Source organism: Verrucosispora sp. WMMC514 (assembly GCF_027497295.1).
Taxonomy (GTDB): Bacteria; Actinomycetota; Actinomycetes; order Mycobacteriales; family Micromonosporaceae; genus Micromonospora; species Micromonospora palythoicola.
Map to the genome: position 1 here is coordinate 3,948,916 of NZ_CP114906.1, position 20,141 is coordinate 3,969,056.

Consider the following 20,141-nt stretch of genomic DNA (forward strand, 5'->3'; position numbering starts at 1 on the left):
GGCGGCAGGGTGTCCGAGGAAGCGGTTCCCCAGCAGGTCGATGCGGCGCAGGAGGCCGCCGGTCCCGAGCCGACGCCGCAGGCGCGGGAGCGGCACACCACGCTCAGCCAGGAACTGACCGAGCACCAGTACCGCTACTACGTGCTCGACGCCCCGACCGTCTCCGACGCCGACTTCGACCGCCAACTACGCGAGCTGGAGGCGCTGGAGGCGGAGTTCCCGGCGCTGCGCACCCCGGATTCACCGACCCAGCGGGTCGGTGGCACGTTCTCCACCGACTTCACCCCGGTCGCGCACGCCGAACGGATGATGTCGCTGGACAACGCCTTCGCCGACGAGGAACTCACCGCCTGGGCGGAGCGGGTCGAGCGGGACGCCGGTGGTCCGGCACCTTATCTGTGCGAGCTGAAGGTCGACGGGCTGGCGATCAACCTCACCTACGAGGGCGGCCGGCTGGTCCGCGCGGCCACCCGCGGCGACGGCCGCACCGGCGAGGACGTCACCGCGAACGTACGCAGCATCCGGGACGTGCCGGGTCGGCTGACCGAGTCGGCGGAGTTCGGACCGGCCCCCGAGTTCATCGAGGTGCGGGGCGAGATCTACTTTCCGGTGGCCGCCTTCGCCGATCTCAACGCCGGTCTGGTCGAGCAGGGCAAGGCACCCTTCGCCAACCCGCGTAACGCCGCGGCCGGCAGCCTGCGGCAGAAGGATCCACGGATCACCGCATCCCGCCCGCTGCGCCTGGTGGTGCACGGCATCGGCGCCCGCCGCGGCTTCCAGCCGGCCACCCAGTCCGAGTCGTACGCGGCGTTGCAGGGCTGGGGGCTGCCCACCAGCGACCGCTGGCGGGTGGTGCCCGACCTGGCCGGCGTCCGGGACTACATCGCGCACTACGCGGCGCACCGGCACGACGTCGAGCACGAGATCGACGGCGTGGTGGTGAAGGTCGACCCGGTGCCCATCCAGGGCCGGCTGGGTTCCACCAGCCGGGCGCCACGCTGGGCGATCGCCTTCAAGTACCCGCCGGAGGAGGTCAACACCACCCTGCTCGACATCGAGGTCGAGGTCGGGCGGACCGGTCGGGTCACGCCCCGGGCGGTGCTCCAGCCGGTCCGGGTGGCCGGCTCCACCGTCGAGTACGCGACCCTGCACAACGCCCGCGAGGTCGAGCGCAAAGGGGTGCTGATCGGCGACACGGTGGTGATCCGCAAGGCCGGCGACGTGATCCCCGAGGTGCTCGGTCCGGTGGTCGACCTGCGTCCGCCGGACGCCCGACCGTTCGTCATGCCGACCACCTGCCCGGCCTGCGGGACGCCGCTCGCGCCCGCCAAGGAGGGCGACGTCGACATCCGGTGCCCCAACTCGCGCAGTTGCCCCGCACAGCTGCGGGAGCGGGTGTTCCACCTGGCCGGGCGGGGCGCCTTCGACATCGAGGCACTCGGCTACAAGAGCGGCGCCGCGCTGCTCGACGCGCAGATCATCACCGACGAGGGTGACCTCTTCTCGCTCGACGCCGAGCGGCTGGCCCGTGCGCCGTTCTTCGTCAACAAGGACGGCAGCCTCGGCAGCAACGCCGTCAAGCTGCTCGACAATCTCGCCACGGCCCGGGAACGCGACCTGTGGCGGGTGCTGGTGGCCCTGTCGATCCGGCACGTCGGGCCGACCGCCGCGCAGGCGTTGGCCCGACACTTCCGGTCCATCGAGGCGGTCGACCGGGCAACCGAGGAGGAACTCTCCTCAGTCGACGGTGTCGGCCCGACCATCGCCGCCAGCATCCGCGAGTGGTTCGCCGTCGACTGGCACCGGGAGGTGGTCCGCAAGTGGGCCGAGGCGGGTGTTCGCATGGCGGAGGAGGCGGTGCAGGAGGGGCCACGTCCGCTGGAGGGGGTGACCGTGGTGGTGACCGGCACCCTCGGCGGCTTCTCGCGGGACCAGGCGGCGGAGGCGATCCAGTCCCGGGGCGGCAAGGTCAGCGGCTCGGTGTCGAAGAAGACCGGCTTCGTGGTGGTGGGCGACAACCCCGGCTCCAAGGCGGACAAGGCGGCGAGCCTGAAGGTGCCCGTGCTCGACGAGGAGGGCTTCCGGGTGCTCCTCGACGCCGGCCCCGAGGCGGCCCGGCAGGTGGCCCGGGTCGAGGAGTGACGATCTTTACGACACGGTGCCGGATACCAACTTAATTACGACTACGACCGGTTCGTGACTGTCGCGCCGGGTTGATGGGCGGTGGGGCGTTTCATTGGGGCACGGCGCGTGAGACCACGGGCCGGTCTCGTGCCGGGAGGTGTGATGGAGTCGCCCGATCCGCGCAACCTCGTCCCGCCCGGGCGTACCGCGCAGTTCTCCACCTTCGTCGCGGCCGTACTCGCGGTGGCCGTGCTCGTCTCGGCCGGCGGGCTGGTGTCGTTCGTCTCGACCCTGCCTGACCTGCCGGCGGCGTTCTGGACGATGGCGGTGCTCGCCGTGGCCTGCGACGCGCGGCCCTTCCTGCCGCCCGGTCGGGGGCAGTCCTCCTCGGCCGTCTTCCCCTCGACCTGCTTCACCTTCGCGATCCTGCTCGGCTGGGGGCTCGGCCCCGCGGTCGCGGTGCAGGCGGTCGCCGTGGTGGTGTCCGGGATCCGGATGCGGCACGCGCCCTGGCGGACGGCCTTCAACGCGGGGCAGTACGCCTGCTCGCTGGCGGCGGCGTACGCGGTCACCCGGCTCGGCCCCGGCGGCATCTACGACGGCGCGGCGCTGGGCTGGACCGACATCGCCGCGATCGGCGGCGCCGGAGTCGCCTGGTTCGCCGTCAACTATGGGCTGGTCACCACGGCGGTGCGGCTGCGCTTCGGGGAGCGGTGGTGGCCCAACGCGTGGCACGGCCTGCCCTTCGAGCTGCTCTCCACCGGGTCGTTACTGCTGCTCGCGCCGGTGCTGGTCACCGCCGCCAGGGCCAGCGCCGCCCTGGTGCCGCTGGTGCTGGTGCCGCTGTTCGCGGTCTACCGGATGGCCCGGCTCACCGTGGAGCAGCATCAGTTGGCCGCACTCGACCCGCTCACCGGCCTACCCAACCGCAAGGCCCTGCTGGCGGAGGTCAACGAACAGGTGCACCGGCACGCGGAGCGCGCCGCCCGGGGAGAGCCCGCGACGCGCCTCGCCCTGCTGCTCATCGACCTGGACCGGTTCAAGAACGTCAACGACGCGCTCGGCCACGCGGTCGGTGACCGGCTGCTGGTGGAGGTGAGCGCCCGGTTGACCGGCGTGGTCGCGCCGCCGCAGATGGTCGCCCGGCTCGGCGGCGACGAGTTCGCGATCGTGATGACCGGGCTCAGCGAGGTCGGCGAGGCTCGTGCGCTGGCCGATGAGGTCGTCCAGGCGCTCGCCGAACCGGTGCCGCTGGACGGGCTGCCGCTGGACGTCGGCGGCTCCATCGGCATCGCCCTGTTTCCGGATCACGGGGAGGACTTCGCCACCCTGATGCGGCACGCGGACGTGGCGATGTACGACGCGAAGCACCGCAACGACACCGTCGCCGTCTACACCGCCGAGTCCGACCACAACTCCGCCGAGCGGCTGGGGCTGCTGGCCGACCTGCGCCGGGTGCTGGAGGTCGGCGCGTCGGGGCGGAACGACGGATCCGCGCCGGCCGACCTGACCGCCGTTCGCGGCGGCGACGGCGCGGTGCTGCCCACCTCCGTGCCGGCGGAGGAGCCGGCCGGCGCCCGATGGTGGGATCGCCGGCGACGCCGTCCCCGGGTGATGCGGCCCGACGACGAGCTGATCGCCCGGATCATCACCGGCGCCGACCCGACCCTGCGCCGGGCGGCCCGGGACGCCGGATCGGACGCCGCGACGGCCGGCGGGGCGGTGTGGTCCGGGACGCGCGCCGGTGACCAGTCGGACCTCGGTGGTGGGGCGGAACCCACCGCCGAGGATCGTCCCGGCGCCGAGCCGGGCACGGACGCGGGCGAGATCACGATGTACTACCAGCCGCAGGTCGCCATCGCCACCGGCGAGGTGGTCGGGGTGGAGGCGCTGCTGCGCTGGCGGCATCCGCGCCGGGGGATGGTCGACCCGGAGGAGCTGATCCGGGTCGCCGAACAGAGCGCGGTGATGCGGCTGCTCACCCGCCGGGTCGTCGACGACGTGGTGGAGCAGCTCGCCAAGTGGTCGGCGGCCGGCCTCGGACTGCGGGCGGCGTTGAACGTCAGTGTGCGGGACCTGCACACCGGTGAGATCGCCGACCAGATCGCCGACCGGCTCGCCCGCTACGGGGTGGCACCCGAGCGGCTGCAGCTGGAGATCACCGAGGGCGCGCTGATGGCCGACCCGCGGCGGGTGCTGACCACCATCACCCGGCTGCACCGGATCGGCGTGGGCATCGCGCTCGACGATTTCGGCACCGGCTACTCGTCCCTCCAGCACCTGCGCCGACTGCCGCTGTCGGAGGTGAAGGTGGACCGCTCGTTCGTCCTCGGCATGGTCGAGGACGCCGACGACGCGGCGATCGTCCGCTCCACCATCGAACTGGCCAAGGCGCTGGGGCTCCGGGTGGTGGCCGAGGGCGTGGAGGACGAGCGGACCTGGCGGATGCTGCACGCGGCCGGCTGCGACGCCGCCCAGGGCTGGTTCTACGCCCGGCCGATGCCGGCCGAGGAACTGGCCGCCTGGCTGGCCCGGTACCGTCCGCTGCGCCCACTCGGCGGCCACGACGAGGCGGACATCCCCCGGCGGCACGCCCGCTGATCCGGCCGGGCCGGGACCGGCCGCTATCGGGTGCGCGGGGAGGCGGCAACGGCCGGCCGGGCGGGAAACAATAGACTCGCTGCGGTCACCGCGTGTCGCGTAGCCGGCAGCGGTGGGCGCAGGTCAGGCAGACGCAGCACAGCCACGAAGGGGGCACCGATGGCCGCCATCTCCCGCGAGGAGGTCGCGCACCTGGCGCGACTGTCGCGGCTCGCCGTGACGGAGGAGGAGTTGGACACCTTCGCCGGTCAGCTCGACGTGATCCTCCAGGCGGTCGCACAGGTGGGCGAGGTCGCCGCCGCGGACATCCCGCCGACCTCCCACTCGGTGCCGCTGACGAACGTGCTCCGCGAGGACGTCGTGACGCCGTGCCTGACGCCGGAGGAAGCGCTGTCGGGTGCCCCCGACGCGGAGGAGCAGCGGTTCCGCGTACCGCGGATCCTGGACGAGGATGTGGCCTCATGACCGACGTCACCGCAATGACCGCGACGCAGATCGCGGGGCTCGTCGCCACCGGTGCAGCCTCCGCGGTCGAGGTCACCCAGGCCCACCTGGACCGGATCGCCGCCGTGGACGGCCGGGTCAACGCCTTCCTGCACGTCGACACCGAAGGCGCGCTCGCCGCCGCCCGGGACATCGACGCCCGTCGGGCGGCCGGTGCGGAACTGGGGCCGCTGGCCGGTGTGCCGGTCGCGGTCAAGGACGTCCTCACCACGAAGGGTGTGCCGACCACGGTCGGGTCGAAGATCCTTGAGGGCTGGCGTCCGCCGTACGACTCGACGATCGTGCAGCGGCTACGCGCCGCCGGCACGGTGATGCTCGGCAAGACCAACATGGACGAGTTCGCGATGGGCTCCTCCACGGAGTACTCGGCGTACGGGCCGAGCCGCAACCCGTGGGACACCGACCGCATCCCGGGTGGCTCCGGCGGCGGAAGCGCGGCGGCGCTCGCCGCGTACGAGGCGCCGTTGGCGATCGGCTCGGACACCGGCGGCTCGATCCGCCAGCCGGGCGCGGTCACCGGCACCGTCGGCGCGAAACCGACATACGGTGGCACCTCCCGGTACGGGCTGGTGGCCTTCTCGTCCTCACTGGACACTCCCGGCCCGTGCGCCCGTACCGTGCTCGACGCGGCGTTGCTGCACGCGGCGATCGGCGGGCACGACCCGCGTGACTCCACCTCCATCCCGGCACCCGTGCCGGACGTGGTGGCCGCGGCGAAGCTCGGCGCGACCGGCGACCTGAGCGGGGTGCGGCTGGGCATCGTCACCGAGTTCGGCGGCGAGGGCGCGGAGCCGGGCGTGACGGCCGCCTTCAACGAGGCCGTCGACACGCTCACCAAGCTCGGCGCGGAGATCGTCGAGATCTCCTGCCCGCACTTCCGCTACGCCCTGCCGGCGTACTACCTGATCGCGCCCAGCGAGTGCTCCTCGAACCTGGCCCGCTTCGACGGCGTCCGGTTCGGGTTGCGGACCGGCGACGACGGCAACCGGTCGCTGGAGGAGGTCATGTCGCTGACCCGGGAGGCCGGCTTCGGCCCCGAGGTCAAGCGGCGCATCATGCTCGGCACGTACGCGCTCTCCTCGGGCTACTACGACGCCTACTACGGGCAGGCGCAGAAGGTGCGGACGCTGATCACCCGCGACTTCACCGCGGCGTTCGAGCGGGTCGACGCGCTGATCTCGCCGACCACCCCGTTCGTCGCCTTCCCGCTCGGCGCGCGCACCTCCGACCCGTACCAGATGTACCTGGCCGACCTGTTCACCATCCCGAGCAACCTGTACGGCGGGCCGGGCATCTCGGTGCCGTGCGGGCTCTCCGAGGGGCTGCCGGTCGGCCTGCAGGTGATGGCACCGACCATGGCCGACGACCGGATGTACCGGGTCGCCGCCGCCTTGGAGAGCGCGGTCGGCACGCTCACGCCACCGACCATGTGACCGATCGTGCGCAGGCGGCCGACCGTCGTCCGCGCACGGCACCGTTCGCCCGCCCGGTGCGGCCACCCGGCCGCGCCGGGCGCGGTGGCGTCGGCGCGACACACTGGTCACCGATCGGGTAATTGCCGATCGTCAACCCTCCTGTTTGGATGACCGAGAGTCGGGTGGACCGGCTGGTCGCTGGCGAACGCGAGCCGTTCTGATCAGAGCTGGATGTGCGATGAAGACACTGCGCCCGGTCATGGCCCTGACGATGGTGGTCGCGTTGCTGCTGGGCACCGCATCCCCGGCCGCGGCGGTGGCCGTCACCATCACCTCGGGCGCACCCCGGTCGCCGATGGTCCTGGGGCAGGTGTACGCGATCCACACCGTCGAGGCGACGGGTGGCACGGAGCCGTACCGGTTGTCGTTGAGTGCGGGGAGCCTGCCGCCGGGCATGCTGCTGGTCGGTAACTCGCTCGGGGGTTCGCCGACCACGGCGGGCACCTACACCTTCACCCTGCGGATGACCGACGCGGCCGGCCAGTTCGCCGAGCGGACGGCCACGATCGAGGTACGCGAACCCACGGTCGAGATCACCTCGGGCGTGCCCCGGTCGCCGATGGTCCTGGGGCAGGTGTACGCGATCCACACCGTCGAGGCGACGGGTGGCACGGAGCCGTACCGGTTGTCGTTGAGTGCGGGGAGCCTGCCGCCGGGCATGCTGCTGGTCGGTAACTCGCTCGGGGGTTCGCCGACCACGGCCGGCACCTACCCCGCGACCCTGCGGATGACCGACAGGAACGGCTTCTTCGGCGAGCAGGACATCACCATCGTCGTCGCCGAGGCCGCTACCCCGACCCCCACGGCGACCCCGACCGGTCCGAGCCCGACACCGACCGCTCCGAGCGCCACCCCGACCGCTCCGAGCCCTACCCCGACCGCGTCCACCGCCACGCCGAGCCCGGCCGACCCGACCTCGACGCTGTCGCCGAGCCCCGCGGCGCCCGTCCCGTCGCCGTCGAAGACGAGCGGGGCGTGGCTGCCGGTCACCGGGTCGAACTCGACACTCGTGCTGCTGTCGCTGGGCGTGCTGGCGTTCTCCATCGGCGGGATCCTGCTCGTGGTGACCTTCAATCGTCGTAGGCGGTTCAGCACACCCGAGTGACATCCGGGTGACGCCCGGCCGAGGCGTGCCCGGTCGAGCGGCTAGGCTTGGCGGCGTTGTGTCCGGATGCCGCCGTGGGCCGGCTACCGCCTGCAAAGCTGGAGTTCTCATGACCACGACGCTGCCCGCGTACGACGAGGTCGTCGCGCGCTACGAGCCGGTGATCGGCCTGGAGACCCACGTCGAGCTGGGCACGAACACCAAGATGTGGTGCGGCTGCCCGACCGACTTCGGTGGCGAGCCGAACACCCGGGTCTGCCCGGTCTGCCTCGGTCTGCCCGGCTCCCTGCCGGTGGCGAACTCCGCGGCCATCGAGGCGACCGTCCGGATCGGCCTGGCGCTGAACTGCTCCATCGCGCAGTGGTGCCGGTTCGCCCGGAAGAACTACTTCTACCCGGACATGCCGAAGAACTTCCAGATCAGCCAGTACGACGAGCCGCTCTGCTTCGACGGCCACCTGGACGTCGAGGTCAACGGCGAGCTGGTGCGCATCGGCATCGAGCGGGTGCACCTGGAGGAGGACACCGGCAAGACGCTGCACGTCGGCGGCGCCACCGGCCGTATCCACGGCGCCACCGAGTCGCTCGTCGACTACAACCGGGCCGGTATTCCGCTGGTCGAGATCGTCACCAAGCCGATCCCCGGTACCGGCGCGCTCGCCCCCGAGGTGGCCCGCGCGTACGTCACCGAGCTGCGTGACGTGATCCGCTCGCTGGGCGTCTCGGATGTACGCATGGAGGAGGGCTCGCTGCGCTGTGACGTCAACACCTCGCTGAACCTGCCCGGCGAGGAGTGGGGCACCCGCACCGAGACCAAGAACGTCAACTCGCTGCGCTCGGTCGAGCGGGCGGTCCGCTCGGAGATGCTGCGCCAGGCGTCCGTACTGGAGGCCGGCGGTCGGATCACCCAGGAGACCCGGCACTTCCACGAGGACACCGGGGACACCACCCCGGGCCGGTCCAAGGAGACCGCCACCGACTACCGCTACTTCCCCGAGCCGGATCTGGTGCCGATCGCGCCGGACCCGGCCTGGGTGGCCGAGCTGAAGGCTGCCCTGCCGGAGCTGCCCCGGCTGCACCGCCGTCGCCTCCAGGAGGCGTGGGGCCTGTCGGACGCGGACATGCAGTCGGTGCTCAACGCCGGTGCTGTCGAGCTGATCGAGGCCACCGTGGCGGCCGGTGCGACGCCGGCCGCCGCCCGCAAGTGGTGGCTGGGCGAGCTGTCCCGGCGGGCCAACGAGACGGGTGTGGAACTGGCCGACATCGGGGCCACCCCGACCCAGGTCGCCGAGCTTCAGGGCCTCGTCGACGCCGGCAAGCTCAATGACAAGCTGGCCCGCACGGTCCTGGAGGGCGTGGTCGCCGGCGAGGGCTCGCCGACCGAGATCATGACCAACCGCAACCTGGAGGTCGTCTCCGACACCGGCGCCCTCACCGCGGCGGTGGACGAGGCGATCGCCGCCAACCCGGCCATCGCCGACAAGGTCCGCAGCGGCAAGGTGGCCGCCGCCGGAGCCCTGGTCGGCGCGGTCATGAAGACCACCCGAGGCCAGGCCGACGCCCAGACCGTCCGCACCCTCATCCTGGCCCGCCTAACCCCCCAATCCTGACCCACCCCACCCCACCCCACCCCGACCGCGTTGATCATGAGGTTGGCGGCAGTTGTCGATCTTCCCGCCGCCGCTAACCTCATGATCAACGCTTGCGCCACCCCGAATGAGGGCGTCAATGGAGATGTCCGGATGGAGTTCCAGCGTGGACGAGCACGATCTTGATGTTCTTGATGAGATTCAGCGGCGGGTGTTGTGGCTCGCCACCCGGATCGTGGACGCGGCCAACCACGACCGGGGTGCTGGGGACGGGGTGAAGGTCGGCGGGCACCAGGCGTCCAGCGCGTCGCTGGTCACCGCGATGACCGCGCTGTGGTTCGCCCACCTGGACGCCGAGGACCGGGTCGCGGTCAAGCCGCACGCCTCGCCGGTCTTCCACGCCATCCAGTACCTGCTGGGCAACCTGGACCGGTCGTACCTGCCCCGGCTGCGGGCACGGGGCGGGCTCCAGTCGTACCCGTCGCGGACGAAGGATCCGGACGAGGTCGACTTCTCCACCGGGTCGGTGGGGCTCGGCGCCGCCGCGCCGCTGTTCGCGGCGGTGACCCGGCGCTACGTCGACGCCCACTTCGGGGCGCGACCGCACTCCCGGTTCGTGGCCCTGATCGGTGACGCCGAGCTGGACGAGGGCAACATCTGGGAGGCCGTCGCCGACCCGGCCACCACCGGGCTCGGCAACGTCATGTGGGTGGTCGACTTCAACCGGCAGTCGCTGGACCGGGTCGTGCCCGGGGTGCGGATCGACCAGTGGCGCGGCCAGTTCGAGGCCGCCGGCTGGCACGTCGTCGAGGTGAAGTACGGTCGCCGGCTCGCCGAGGCGTACGACCGGCCGGGCGGGGCGGCGTTGCGGGACTGGATCGACGCGATGCCGAACGAGCAGTACCAGTCGCTGTTCGGGCTGACCGGGCCGGCGCTGCGCAAGCAGTTCCTGGACGGTGCCCCCGAGGGCATCGCCGCGTTGATCGCCGACGTCGCCGACGCCGATCTCGGCCCACTCGTCACCGACCTGGGCGGGCACGACTTGGCGGCGCTGCTGGACGCGTACGCCCAGTGCGACGCGGTGACCGACCGGCCGAGCGTGGTGTTCGCGTACACCGTCAAGGGGTGGGGGTTGCCGATCGCCGGCAACCCGCGCAACCACTCCGCCCTGCTGACCGGCGAACAGGTCGACGCGTTGCGCGCCGCGCAGGGGTTGACCCGGGACACCGAGTGGGACCGGCTCGACCCGGCGTCGCCGGCCGGGATCCGGGCCGGGCAGCGTCGGGAGGCGCTGTCCCGCGCGCCCCGCGAGCGTGCGCTGGGGGTCGCCGTGCCCCAGGCCACGAACGTACGCGCCAACAAGCCGATCTCCACGCAGGAGGTCTTCGGTCGGGTGCTCGTCGACCTGGCGCGTGACCCGCAGGTGGGTCGGTACCTCGTCACCACCGCACCGGACGTCGCCACCTCCACCAACCTGGCCGGGTTCATCAACAAGACCGGTGTGTTCGCGCCGACCGCCCAGCGGTCCTGGTCGGAGGACCGGATGCTGCGCTGGACGGAGAGCCCCGAGGGTCAGCACATCGAGCTGGGCATCTCCGAGATGAACCTGTTCCTGCTGCTCGGCCAGCTCGGCCTGGCGTGGGATCTGTCCGGGCAGCCGTTGCTGCCGGTCGGCACCGTCTACGACCCGTTCGTGCTGCGCGGGCTCGACGCATTCCTGTACGGCACCTACTCCGGTGCCCGGTTCGTGGTCGCGGGTACCCCGTCCGGGGTCACCCTCGCGCCGGAGGGCGGCGCCCACCAGTCGACCATCACCGCGAGCGTGGGCCTGGAACTGCCCGGGGTGACCTTCGTCGAGCCCGCGTACGCGGCGAGCCTCGATTGGCTGCTCTGCGACGCGTTCGGGCACATCGCCGGTACCACCCCGGCGGCACCGACGGCGGTGCCGGCCGAGGACGGGGCGTACTACTTCCGGCTGAGCACCCGGCCGGTGGACCAGGCACCGTTCGAGGCGGCTCGGGCCCGGCTCGGTGACGCGGTGCTGCGCCGGCAGGTGCTCGCCGGGGCGTACCGGCTGGTCGACGCCCACCAGGCGTACCCGCACCTGGCCGAGGCGCCGACCGTGCAACTGGCCGCCTCCGGGGCGGTGTTGCCCGAGGTGCTGGCCGCCGCGGCGGAACTGGCCGACGAGGGGGTCGCCGCCCATGTGGTGGACGTGACCAGCCTGGACCGCCTCTACCGGGCCTGGCAACGCACGCTGCGCCAGGGCGTACGCACGGCGACCGTGCCGAGCGTGCCGGGCGCGCTGCGGTCCGCCTTCGCCGACCGGGTGCCGGTGGTGACCGTGCACGACGCCGCCTCGCACGCCATGGCCTGGCTCGGCTCGGCAGTGGCCGCGCCGGCGGTTCCGCTCGGCGTCGACGAGTTCGGCCAGTCCGGCAGCGTCCACGACCTCTACGACCTGCACGACCTGCTCCCCGGCAGCATCGTCAACGCCGCCCTCGCCGCCCTCTCCCTCCGCTGACCCACCCCATCCCCTGGTTGATCATGAAGTTGTTGTCACCGGTGAGCGCTCTCCCGGACAACAACTTCATGATCGACGGGGAAAGGTTGGGTGGGGTGGGGGAGGGGAGGGGTCAGCGGGTGGGGGTTGGGGTGGGGGAGATGGTGGTGGTGGGGGTGGCGCCGAGGGGGGTGGTTACCGGTGGGGCGATGACGGTGCGTTCGAGGTTCACCTGGGCCTGGCCGGTGCCGCCCACGGTGATGTCGTCGTACGCCTGGAGTCGCTTCTCCTGGTCGAAGTAGAGCACCGTCATCGCCAGTGGGGTCGGCTCCTCCTGCTCCAGCCCCCGCAGCCCGGCACCGCCGGTGGAGCCCTGCACCATCAGCGTGGTGGGCTGCTGGCCGGGAACCTCCGGCAGCGTGTTGACCTGCCGATCGTGGGTGTGCCCGGCGAGCACCAGCGGAGTGGTGCCGGAGAGCGGGCCGGCGGCGGCCGGGTCGTGCACGAGCGCGATGTCGACCGGCCGGGGCGAGCTGCGGATCGTGGCGGCGAGGGTCTCACCGTTGGTGATCAACTCGTCCGCGGTGGACTGGTTCAGCCCGCCGCTGGCCGGCGAGGTGCTCTTGTCCGGGGTGAAGCGGGGATCACCGATCCCGGCGATGGTCAGCCCGGCGACGGTGGTCGTGGTGTTGTCCAGTACCACCGCGTTCGGTTGGCGGGCCACCGCCGCCGCCGTACGGCCCGAGTCGTGGTTGCCCCGGATGTACACGTACGGCTTCTCCAGCAGGCTGATCGAGCCGACGTAGGACGCCTCGGGCTCGCTGCCCCAGTCGGTGATGTCACCGGTGTCGATCACCACGTCGATCCCGAACTGCTCGGTCACGGTCCGGATGAGCTGCCAGGCGCTCGGGTTGAGGTGCAGATCGGAGATGTGCAACACCCGGGTGGTGCCCGGGTCCGGCTCGTACACCGGCAGCGCCGACACCGTCGTGTAGAGCTGGGTGACGTTGCCGATGAGCCGTTGGAGCTGCTCGGCGTACCGGGTGTAGTCGTCGGCGATCTTGCGCACGTCACCGACGATGGCCGGGGCGTTGACCAGCAGTCCCTCGTACCGGGGCTCCTCGATCGACTGGGGTCGGATGGTGGCGGCGGCGGTGCCCAGGCTACCGGCCGTGATCAGCAGCGCGAGGCCGCCGGCCCAGGCCGCCCGGCGGGTGTCGCGGAACACCAGCAGCGCCAGCACCAGGGTGGCCAGTACGGCGGAGCCGACCGTGCGCAGGCCGAGCCGCATCACCCCCTCCCGAACCTCGTCGACCGCCGACTGGGTGGCCCGGTTGAGGCTCGCCGGGTCGCCGATCAGGGCCTCGACCCGGCTCTGCTCCAACGCGCCCAGCTCCACGGTCAGCTGGGTCGGCCCGTCGTGGCTGTCCAGCAGCAACGAGCCCAGCGGGGGGATGTCGACGGTGGTGCCGCCGTCGGTCGTCGGTGACACGGCCAGGCGAGCGTGGAACGGCCCGATCTCGGTGCCCACGTTGCCGCCCGCCACGACCCCGGCGAGCACACCGAAGAGCGTGACGACCAGGACGGCCAGGCCGACAGCGAGGCGGCGCAGGCCCAGGTGCCACCCGACGCCGGCACGCGATGCCGCGGAACGTCGCGTCAGTGGGAAGCGACGCGACCGATCAGGGGTCGTCTCCCCGTCCCGGTCGCGGCGTGGCTCGTCGTTCTGCTGACCGTCCATGATGAGATTCTGACCTGCCCGCCGAAAGATCTTGGCAAACCTGGAATGAGGTCGTGCGTCGGCGCCTCAGCTACGCCCGGCACCGCCACCGGCGAAGACGAGGCGCAGCAACCGGTCGTCCTCGGGCGCCGGCCGGCCCCGCCCGTCGTGGTTGGAGGTGCTGACCCAGAGCGAACCGTCCGGCGCGGCGGCGATCGCCCGCAGTCGCCCGTACCGCTCGGTCAGCAGGGCCTGCGGCTGGCCGAGGACCGTGCCGGTCTCGGTCAGCTCGACCAGCCAGAGTCGTTGACCGCGCAGGCAGGCGGTGGCGAGCATCCGTTCCACCGCGGCCAGGCCGGAGCAGGACGCCTCATCGGTCGACCACTGCACGATCGGGTCGACGTACCGGTCGTCGTCCTCGCGCCCCTCGACCTCGGGCCAGCCGTAGTTCTTGCCCTTGGTGATCTGGTTGATCTCGTCCCAGGTGTTCTGGCCGAACTCGACGGCGTACATCCGGTCGCCGGACCAGGCGATGCCCTGCACGTTGCGGTGCCCCAGCGACCAGACGGGCGAGTCCGGGAAGGGATTCCCGGGCGCCGGCTTGCCGTCCGGTGTGATCCGCAGGATCTTGCCGCCGAGCTGCTCGACGTCCTGCGACTGGTCGGTGTCCCCGGCGTCGCCGGTGCTGGCGTAGAGCTGTCCGTCCGGGCCGAAGGCCAGGCCGCCGCCGTTGTGGATGCCCGCCTTGGGAATGCCGGTCAGGATCGGGGTCGGTTTCTCACCGAGTCGCAGCCGGGCCACCCGGTTGTCCCGTTCGGCGGTGTAGTAGACGAAGACCGTCCGGTCCTGGGCGAACTCGGGAGAGACCGCGATGCCCAGCAGACCACCCTCGCCCGAGGCGACCACGTCGTCGATGGTCTGCACCTCGGTGATCTTCAAACCGTCGGCGGTCGACTCCGGGCCGACCTGGACGATGCGGCCGCTGTCGCGTTCGGTGACCAGGGCGCCGCCGTCGGGCAGGAAAGCGATCCCCCACGGCACCCGCAACCCCTGCGCGAGCACGGTGGCGACGACCTCCTGGTCGCCATCGCCCGTGGTGACCGTCGGACTGGGCAGGTTCGGTGGCTCGCCGGCCGGGTCGGGTTCCGGGTCGCCGAGGCTGCAACCACCGGCGACGAGCAGCAGCGTCGCGCAGGACGCCACGAGGGCGGCACGAACCTGACGGGCGCGGAGGTACGGGGGAGCGCTCACCCGCCCCAGAGTAGCCCGCCGAGGCCGACCCCGTGGATGGCGGCGCGGGTCGCCCCCCATCGGCTGGTCGGCCCGCGCCGACGCCTATCGTCGGCGAGGTGAAGGTTTGGATCCCGCACGAGGCCGGCCACGTCCTGCTCGGCGAGCTGCCGCCGGGGGTCGTCGTCGAGACGATGGAGGATCCGGCGAAGCTGCCGTCGCCGAGGGCCGGCGTTCGGTTCTGGGTGCCGCCGTTCCTGGCCGGTGAGGAGGCCGTGGCCCTGCTGCGCGAGCTGCCCGACCTGGCGGTGGTGCAGCTGCTCTCGGCCGGTGCCGACGCCTGGGTGGGTCGGGTGCCCGACGGTGTCACGCTCTGCGACGCCCGCGGGGTGCACGACCCGTCCACCGCCGAGTGGGTGGTCGCCGCGATCCTCGCCCAGCTGCGCGCCTTCCCGGCGATGGCCCGCGCGCAGGCCCGGCGGCGGTGGGCGTACGACGAGGTGGCCCCCACCGACGAACTGGCCGGCAAACGGGTGCTGATCGTCGGCTCGGGGTCGATCGGGACCGCGTTGCGGGCGCGGCTGACGCCGTTCGAGGTGGAGTTCCTGCTGGTGGCCCGCAGCGCCCGGCCCGAGCAGGGGGTGCACGGCGTCGACGAGCTGCCGCGACTGCTGCCGCTGGCCGACGTCGTGGTGCTGCTGGTGCCGCTGACCGAGCAGACCCGGGGGCTGGTCGACGAGAGATTCCTCGCCGCGATGCGGGACGGCGCCCTGCTGGTCAACGCCGCCCGGGGCCCGGTGGCCCGGACCGACGCCCTCGTCGCCGAGCTGGCCACCGGACGGATCTGCGCCGCGCTGGACGTGACCGACCCCGAGCCGCTACCCGCCGACCATCCGCTCTGGGAGATGCCGAACGTGCTGATCACTCCGCACGTGGCCGGCTCGGTACGGGGCCTGCTGCCCCGGGCGTACCGGCTGGTCGGCCAGCAGATCCGACGGTTCGCGGCCGGTGAGCCAACACGCAACGTCGTGGTGGACGGTTACTGATCCGCTCCGGCGACGTCGCGTCCGGCCGCCGTCACCAGTCTCGGCAGGTCCACACTCCGCACGGCCGGGAGCACGAACCATCGGCCGTCGTCGAGCTGGGCCACCGCCCGCCCGCGGGGGTCGGCCGCCAGCTCGACCACCTGGTCCCACGAGATCCGGCGCTCCCCGGCGAGCGCCCGTAGCCGTAGCCCCCGCACGTCGGCGTCGGTGCCGGCCCGCCAGGCCCAGACCGCCACCGCCAGCGGCACCAGCAGCACCGGCAGCAGGTAGGGGCGGGAACTGGCCAGCGGCACGGCGCCGATGGTGGCGACGATCGCCCCGGCCAGGATGGCCTGGTTGTGCCGGAATCGTGCGGTGTCGGTGCGCGGCATGACCAGATGATCCCACCTCGGCGGAGACGGCTGGCGGTGGGCCGTCGGTCGCGAGCGGCACGCCCGTCCGGCGACACCGGCGTGGGTCCAGCTCCACACTCGGTTGTCGTGACCTGACTCACTGTCGACAGGCCGTCACTTCTCGCCGAACGACTCGTTCACCGGGGGTGGGCGGTGGACCATGTCCGTCGTCCGCGTACCGCCCCCGTGCCCCCTCACGAAGGCGACCGCCGTGCCCGTCGCGTCTGTGTTCCGTAGCGCTCCGTCCTGTGCCAGCGCCCGGCCGCTCCTGCCGGAGACCTGTGTGCTCGCGGTCGCCGCCGTGCTGATCGTCCTCGGTGCGGCCGGTCCGGTGCCTCCCCTCGCCGTGGTGGCGCTGGCCGGTGCGGCCGCGTCCACGTTGGCGGGGGTTCGGCTGTCCCGGCTGACCCTCGGCCCCGATCCGGCGGCCGGACCGCCGGCCGGCCGGCTGGCCCGCCGCCGGGCGGCGCGTCCACGACGGGCCGCCGCCCTGCTGCATGCTGCGGTGGTGACCGCCGGCCTGACCGCGGCGGTGCTACCGCTGGCCTCCGCCGGATACCGCCCGGCGGCCGCCGCGGCCGGGCTCGCCGGCACCGGCGCGCTGCTCGGCGGTGGTCTGTTCAGCCTGCACCGGTCGCGTCGGTCGGTGCGGGGTCGGCTGCACCGGCTGCTCGACCAGGCCGCACCCGGTGTCTGCCTGGTCCTCACCGCCTGGCTGCTGCTGCCGTACGTCGGTGTGCCCGCGCCGGTGCGCCTGGCGGTCGCGGTGGCCCTGGGCCTACTCGCCGTCGACGCGTTGGCCGTGCTGACCGGGGCCGGCCGCGACGGCGGTACCGCCCGGTGTCGTGGCGGCTCCGCGCTGACCCTGTTCGCCCTGGTGCTGCTGGCCGGGTTGCCGGCCGGTCCTGCCGGCGGGCGGGTGGCGCTGCTGGCCGTGCCGCCCCTCGTGGTCGGCGTGCTGCTGGTCGCGGCCGGGGTCCGGCAGGTGGCGCAGCCCGCACCCGCCCGGCGGACCGCACTGGCCTGGCCACGGGCGGTGCTCCCACCGGTCGCGGTGGCGCTCGCCGCCGTCCACCAGTTGCAGGCCGGTCTGCTGCCCGACCGCACGGCGGTGCTGCTCGCGCTCGCTGTGGTCCCGCCACTTGTGGTGCGCCAACTGGTCGATACCGCGGCCGCGACGTCGAGCGACGAGTCGGCCGCCGCCCCGGACCCGATGTCCGCGAAGGCACCGGCACCCGCCGACCCGGGTGGCTCCGCAGGTCGCGCCGGCCTGCTGCGGGCGCTGGCGGCCCGCCCCGAACCGGCCTGCGGCGCCCTGCTCGTGGTCGACCTGCACCTCACCGAACTGCCCGGCCGGCTGGTGCGCGACGACGTCGCCGCCGAGGCCGTTCGCCGGGCCCGAGCCGTGGCCGCCGACGACGGCGAGGTGTTCGACCTGACCGGTACGGGACTCGCGGTGGTCAGCGGGTCCGGAGCGGTGCTCGCGTACGCGCTCGGCACCCGGCTGCTCACCGCGCTGAGTCGACCCTACGAGGTTGCCGGGGCGGTGCTGCGGTCGCGACCCAGCATCGGGCTGACCGAGTTGGGCAGCGGGCAGCCGGAGGACCTGTTCCGCCAGGCGGACCTGGCCCGTCGGCGCGCGGCGCAACTCGGCCGGGACCGGGTCGAGTGGTACGACGCCTACCTGGAGGAGCAGCTGGTCCGCCGGCTCGACCTGGAGCGGGAGCTGCCCGGCGCGGTCGCCCGGGGCGAGTTGGATCTGGTCTACCAGCCGGTGCTCAGCCTGGCCGACCGGGCTCCGGTCGGCACCGAGGCGCTGTTGCGGTGGCGCAACCCGGTGCTGGGCACCGTTTTCCCGACGGAACTGCTACCGGTGGCCGAGGATCTCGACATCGTGGGCGAGCTGGGCACCTGGGTGCTGGACCGGGCCTGTCGACAGTTGGCCGACTGGACGGTGGGTGGCCGGCGGATGTGGATGGCGGTGAACGTGACCACCCGGGAACTCACCTCACCGGACTTCGTGCCCCGGACGGCGGCGGTGCTGGAGGCATACGGGGTGGGACCGGACCAACTGGTGGTCGAGGTCGCCGAGCCGAAGGTGGCCGCCGAGTTGCCGACGGTGGTGGCCCGGCTCGCCGGGCTGCGCTCGATGGGCATCCGCACCGCGCTCGACGACTTCCGGGCCGAGCACGCCTCCCTCGCCCAACTCCGGCGACTACCGATCGACCTGCTCAAGGTCGGGCCGGAGGTGGCCACGGCCGGTGCTGACCCGCACCGACCTCTGCTGGACGTGGTGGTCACGGTGGCCGAGCGGCTGGGCCTTGAGGTGGTGGCCGAGGAACTGGAGTCGGCCCACCAGGTCGAGGGGGCGCACCGGGCCGGCTGCCGCTACGGCCAGGGCTTCGAGCTGGCCCGGCCGGCGACCGCCGAGCGGGTCGAGGCGTACTTCGAGGAGTTTCCCTCGACGTCGCGTTGACCGGTGCGGCCGCTCAGCCGTTTCACCTGTTGCCGGGGGCGGGGCCGGTGCTGCCGCGTGGCGTCAGATGCGGGGCCTCGTCCTCCAGCCCGCCCGTCGGGGCTCCCTCGATCAGCTGCAGCAACTGGCGCGCCGCGTGTGCCCCGTAGGCCGGGATGTCCCGACTCAACGCGGTGAGCGGTGGATGCACCAGCCGACACAGCGGGGAGTCGTCCCAGGCCACGATGGACAGATCGGCGGGGACCGCGAGCCCCATCTCCTGGGCCACCGACAGCCCGGCAATCGCCATCACGTCGTTGTCGTAGATCATCGCGGTCGGGCGGACCCGGGAACTGAGCAGCCGCCGGGTGGCTCGGGCACCCTCCTCGCCGGTGTAGTCGGAGGAGGCGGTGATTGCCTCGGCGAGACCGAGCCGCCGGCACACCTCGGTGAACGCCTGGGTACGGATCGCGGTGTGCTGCAGCTCGGGCAGGCCGCCGACCCGGGCGATCCTGCGGTGACCGAGGGCGTAGAGGTACTCCACCGTCTCCACGAGTGCCGCCGCGTCGTCCGACCAGACACTCGGCAGCCCGCCGGTGCCGGTCGGGCCGCCGATCACCACGGCCGGCAGACCCAGCTCCTCCAGCACCGGCACCCGCCCGTCGTCGGTCCGCAGATCGCAGATCAGCACGCCGTCGACCCGCCGCTCGCCCCACCAGCGCCGGTACACCGCGATCTCGGCGCTCTGGTCGGCCACCACCTGGAGAGTCAGCGCGTACGACCGGGCGGACAGCTCCGCCTCGACGCCGCTGATTAGCTCCATGAAGAACGGCTCGATGCCGAGGGTTCGCGCCGGGCGGGCGAGGATCAGGCCGATGGCCCGGGCGGTCGCGCCGGACAGGGCGCGGGCGGCGCTGCTCGGGCTGAACCCGATCTCGGCGGCGATGGCGAGGATGCGTTGCCGGGTCGCCTCGGAGACGCCCGGCTGGCCGTTCAGCGCGTACGAGACCGCACCCTTGGAGACCCCCGCCCGCCGGGCGACGTCCGCGATCGTGGGCCGCTTCACCGGCGTACGCCCTCCTGAACCAGTTCGTCCTGCCGGCCGCGTCGATGGCGCGGGCGGCTGTGGCACACGCTACCCGTCCGCCCGACCGTCGGACGGTACGGGGCGGTGCGCCACCGGCCAGCATGCGAACTTGTGCGGTTCAGTCGACGGGTCGGCTCGCTGTCGGTCGTTCCTTCGGGTGCTTGGACTCCCACGCTCTACCGCCGATGATCCCTGCTTTACCAGGCAATCCCGCATGAACGGACAGGCTGGAGGTTAACGGCGGCGCTCAATGTTAACCCGTCGTTGACACGCTGACGACACCCTCGTACGGTGACCTCACTTATCCGGTT

Annotated in this window: 13 protein-coding genes; 9 read left to right on the forward strand and 4 right to left on the reverse strand. The window is 72.7% G+C overall.

The annotated features are described in order from the left end of the window. Positions 1 to 9: 9 nt before the first annotated feature. The 7 genes from ligA (at position 10) to O7597_RS18470 (ending at position 11,921) form a co-directional block, all read left to right on the forward strand. Positions 10 to 2,142, forward strand: a complete 2,133-nt coding sequence (gene ligA / locus O7597_RS18440; RefSeq protein ID WP_281580256.1) for an NAD-dependent DNA ligase LigA — start codon at positions 10 to 12, stop codon at positions 2,140 to 2,142. Positions 2,143 to 2,286: 144 nt separating this feature from the next. Continuing rightward, the gene (locus O7597_RS18445; protein ID WP_281580257.1) at positions 2,287 to 4,725 is read left to right on the forward strand and encodes an EAL domain-containing protein; all 2,439 of its coding nucleotides are present in this window, start codon (positions 2,287 to 2,289) and stop codon (positions 4,723 to 4,725) included. 159 nt (positions 4,726 to 4,884) lie between these two features. Next, positions 4,885 to 5,190 carry an Asp-tRNA(Asn)/Glu-tRNA(Gln) amidotransferase subunit GatC gene (gene gatC / locus O7597_RS18450; protein ID WP_088995614.1) on the forward strand — a complete coding sequence of 102 codons (306 nt, stop codon included), beginning with the start codon at positions 4,885 to 4,887 and terminating at the stop codon, positions 5,188 to 5,190. Further along, on the forward strand, positions 5,187 to 6,662 hold the full coding sequence (gene gatA, locus O7597_RS18455) for an Asp-tRNA(Asn)/Glu-tRNA(Gln) amidotransferase subunit GatA (RefSeq protein WP_281580258.1): 1,476 nt from the start codon (positions 5,187 to 5,189) through the stop codon (positions 6,660 to 6,662). The genes gatC and gatA overlap by 4 nt, the downstream gene beginning before the upstream one ends. 220 nt (positions 6,663 to 6,882) lie before the next feature. Next, positions 6,883 to 7,809, forward strand: a complete 927-nt coding sequence (locus O7597_RS18460) for a putative Ig domain-containing protein (protein ID WP_281580259.1) — start codon at positions 6,883 to 6,885, stop codon at positions 7,807 to 7,809. Between the two features lie 109 nt (positions 7,810 to 7,918). Further along, positions 7,919 to 9,418 carry an Asp-tRNA(Asn)/Glu-tRNA(Gln) amidotransferase subunit GatB gene (gene gatB, locus O7597_RS18465; protein WP_269739473.1) on the forward strand — a complete coding sequence of 500 codons (1,500 nt, stop codon included), beginning with the start codon at positions 7,919 to 7,921 and terminating at the stop codon, positions 9,416 to 9,418. 145 nt (positions 9,419 to 9,563) lie between these two features. Continuing rightward, on the forward strand, positions 9,564 to 11,921 hold the full coding sequence (locus tag O7597_RS18470) for a pyruvate dehydrogenase (RefSeq protein ID WP_281583274.1): 2,358 nt from the start codon (positions 9,564 to 9,566) through the stop codon (positions 11,919 to 11,921). A 112-nt stretch (positions 11,922 to 12,033) separates the two neighbouring features. Here O7597_RS18470 and O7597_RS18475 read toward each other — a convergent pair whose 3' ends face one another. Both O7597_RS18475 and O7597_RS18480 read right to left on the reverse strand, forming a co-directional pair. Continuing rightward, the gene (locus O7597_RS18475; protein WP_281580260.1) at positions 12,034 to 13,641 is read right to left on the reverse strand and encodes a metallophosphoesterase; all 1,608 of its coding nucleotides are present in this window, start codon (positions 13,639 to 13,641) and stop codon (positions 12,034 to 12,036) included. 66 nt (positions 13,642 to 13,707) lie between these two features. Beyond that, positions 13,708 to 14,931, reverse strand: a complete 1,224-nt coding sequence (locus O7597_RS18480; RefSeq protein WP_164445782.1) for a PQQ-dependent sugar dehydrogenase — start codon at positions 14,929 to 14,931, stop codon at positions 13,708 to 13,710. Positions 14,932 to 14,969: 38 nt separating this feature from the next. Here O7597_RS18480 and O7597_RS18485 point away from each other — a divergent pair, with 38 nt between their 5' ends. Further along, entirely contained in the window at positions 14,970 to 15,896 is a 927-nt protein-coding gene (locus tag O7597_RS18485; RefSeq protein WP_281580261.1) for a 2-hydroxyacid dehydrogenase, read from the forward strand. Here O7597_RS18485 and O7597_RS18490 read toward each other — a convergent pair. Continuing rightward, entirely contained in the window at positions 15,890 to 16,267 is a 378-nt protein-coding gene (locus O7597_RS18490; protein WP_164445780.1) for a PH domain-containing protein, read from the reverse strand. The two genes, O7597_RS18485 and O7597_RS18490, sit on opposite strands and share 7 nt — an antisense overlap. Before the next feature lie 232 nt (positions 16,268 to 16,499). On the opposite strand from O7597_RS18490, the gene O7597_RS18495 reads away from it, so the two are divergent. Then, positions 16,500 to 18,764, forward strand: coding sequence for an EAL domain-containing protein (locus tag O7597_RS18495; RefSeq protein WP_281580262.1), 2,265 nt, complete (start codon positions 16,500 to 16,502; stop codon positions 18,762 to 18,764). A gap of 22 nt (positions 18,765 to 18,786) precedes the next feature. Here the strand turns inward: O7597_RS18495 and O7597_RS18500 are convergent, their stop codons facing one another. Next, positions 18,787 to 19,809, reverse strand: coding sequence for a LacI family DNA-binding transcriptional regulator (locus O7597_RS18500; RefSeq protein WP_164445779.1), 1,023 nt, complete (start codon positions 19,807 to 19,809; stop codon positions 18,787 to 18,789). Positions 19,810 to 20,141: the final 332 nt, after the last annotated feature.

Excerpts from the sequence above, each read along its gene's own strand:
- O7597_RS18475 (WP_281580260.1), bottom strand. The coding sequence starts at position 13,641 with ATGGACGGTCAGCAGAACGACGAGCCACGCCGCGACCGGGACGGGGAG.
- gatA (WP_281580258.1), top strand. The coding sequence starts at position 5,187 with ATGACCGACGTCACCGCAATGACCGCGACGCAGATCGCGGGGCTCGTC.
- gatB (WP_269739473.1), top strand. The coding sequence starts at position 7,919 with ATGACCACGACGCTGCCCGCGTACGACGAGGTCGTCGCGCGCTACGAG.
- gatC (WP_088995614.1), top strand. The coding sequence starts at position 4,885 with ATGGCCGCCATCTCCCGCGAGGAGGTCGCGCACCTGGCGCGACTGTCG.
- O7597_RS18490 (WP_164445780.1), bottom strand. The coding sequence starts at position 16,267 with ATGCCGCGCACCGACACCGCACGATTCCGGCACAACCAGGCCATCCTG.
- O7597_RS18480 (WP_164445782.1), bottom strand. The coding sequence starts at position 14,931 with ATGGGGGGCGACCCGCGCCGCCATCCACGGGGTCGGCCTCGGCGGGCT.
- O7597_RS18460 (WP_281580259.1), top strand. The coding sequence starts at position 6,883 with ATGAAGACACTGCGCCCGGTCATGGCCCTGACGATGGTGGTCGCGTTG.
- O7597_RS18445 (WP_281580257.1), top strand. The coding sequence starts at position 2,287 with ATGGAGTCGCCCGATCCGCGCAACCTCGTCCCGCCCGGGCGTACCGCG.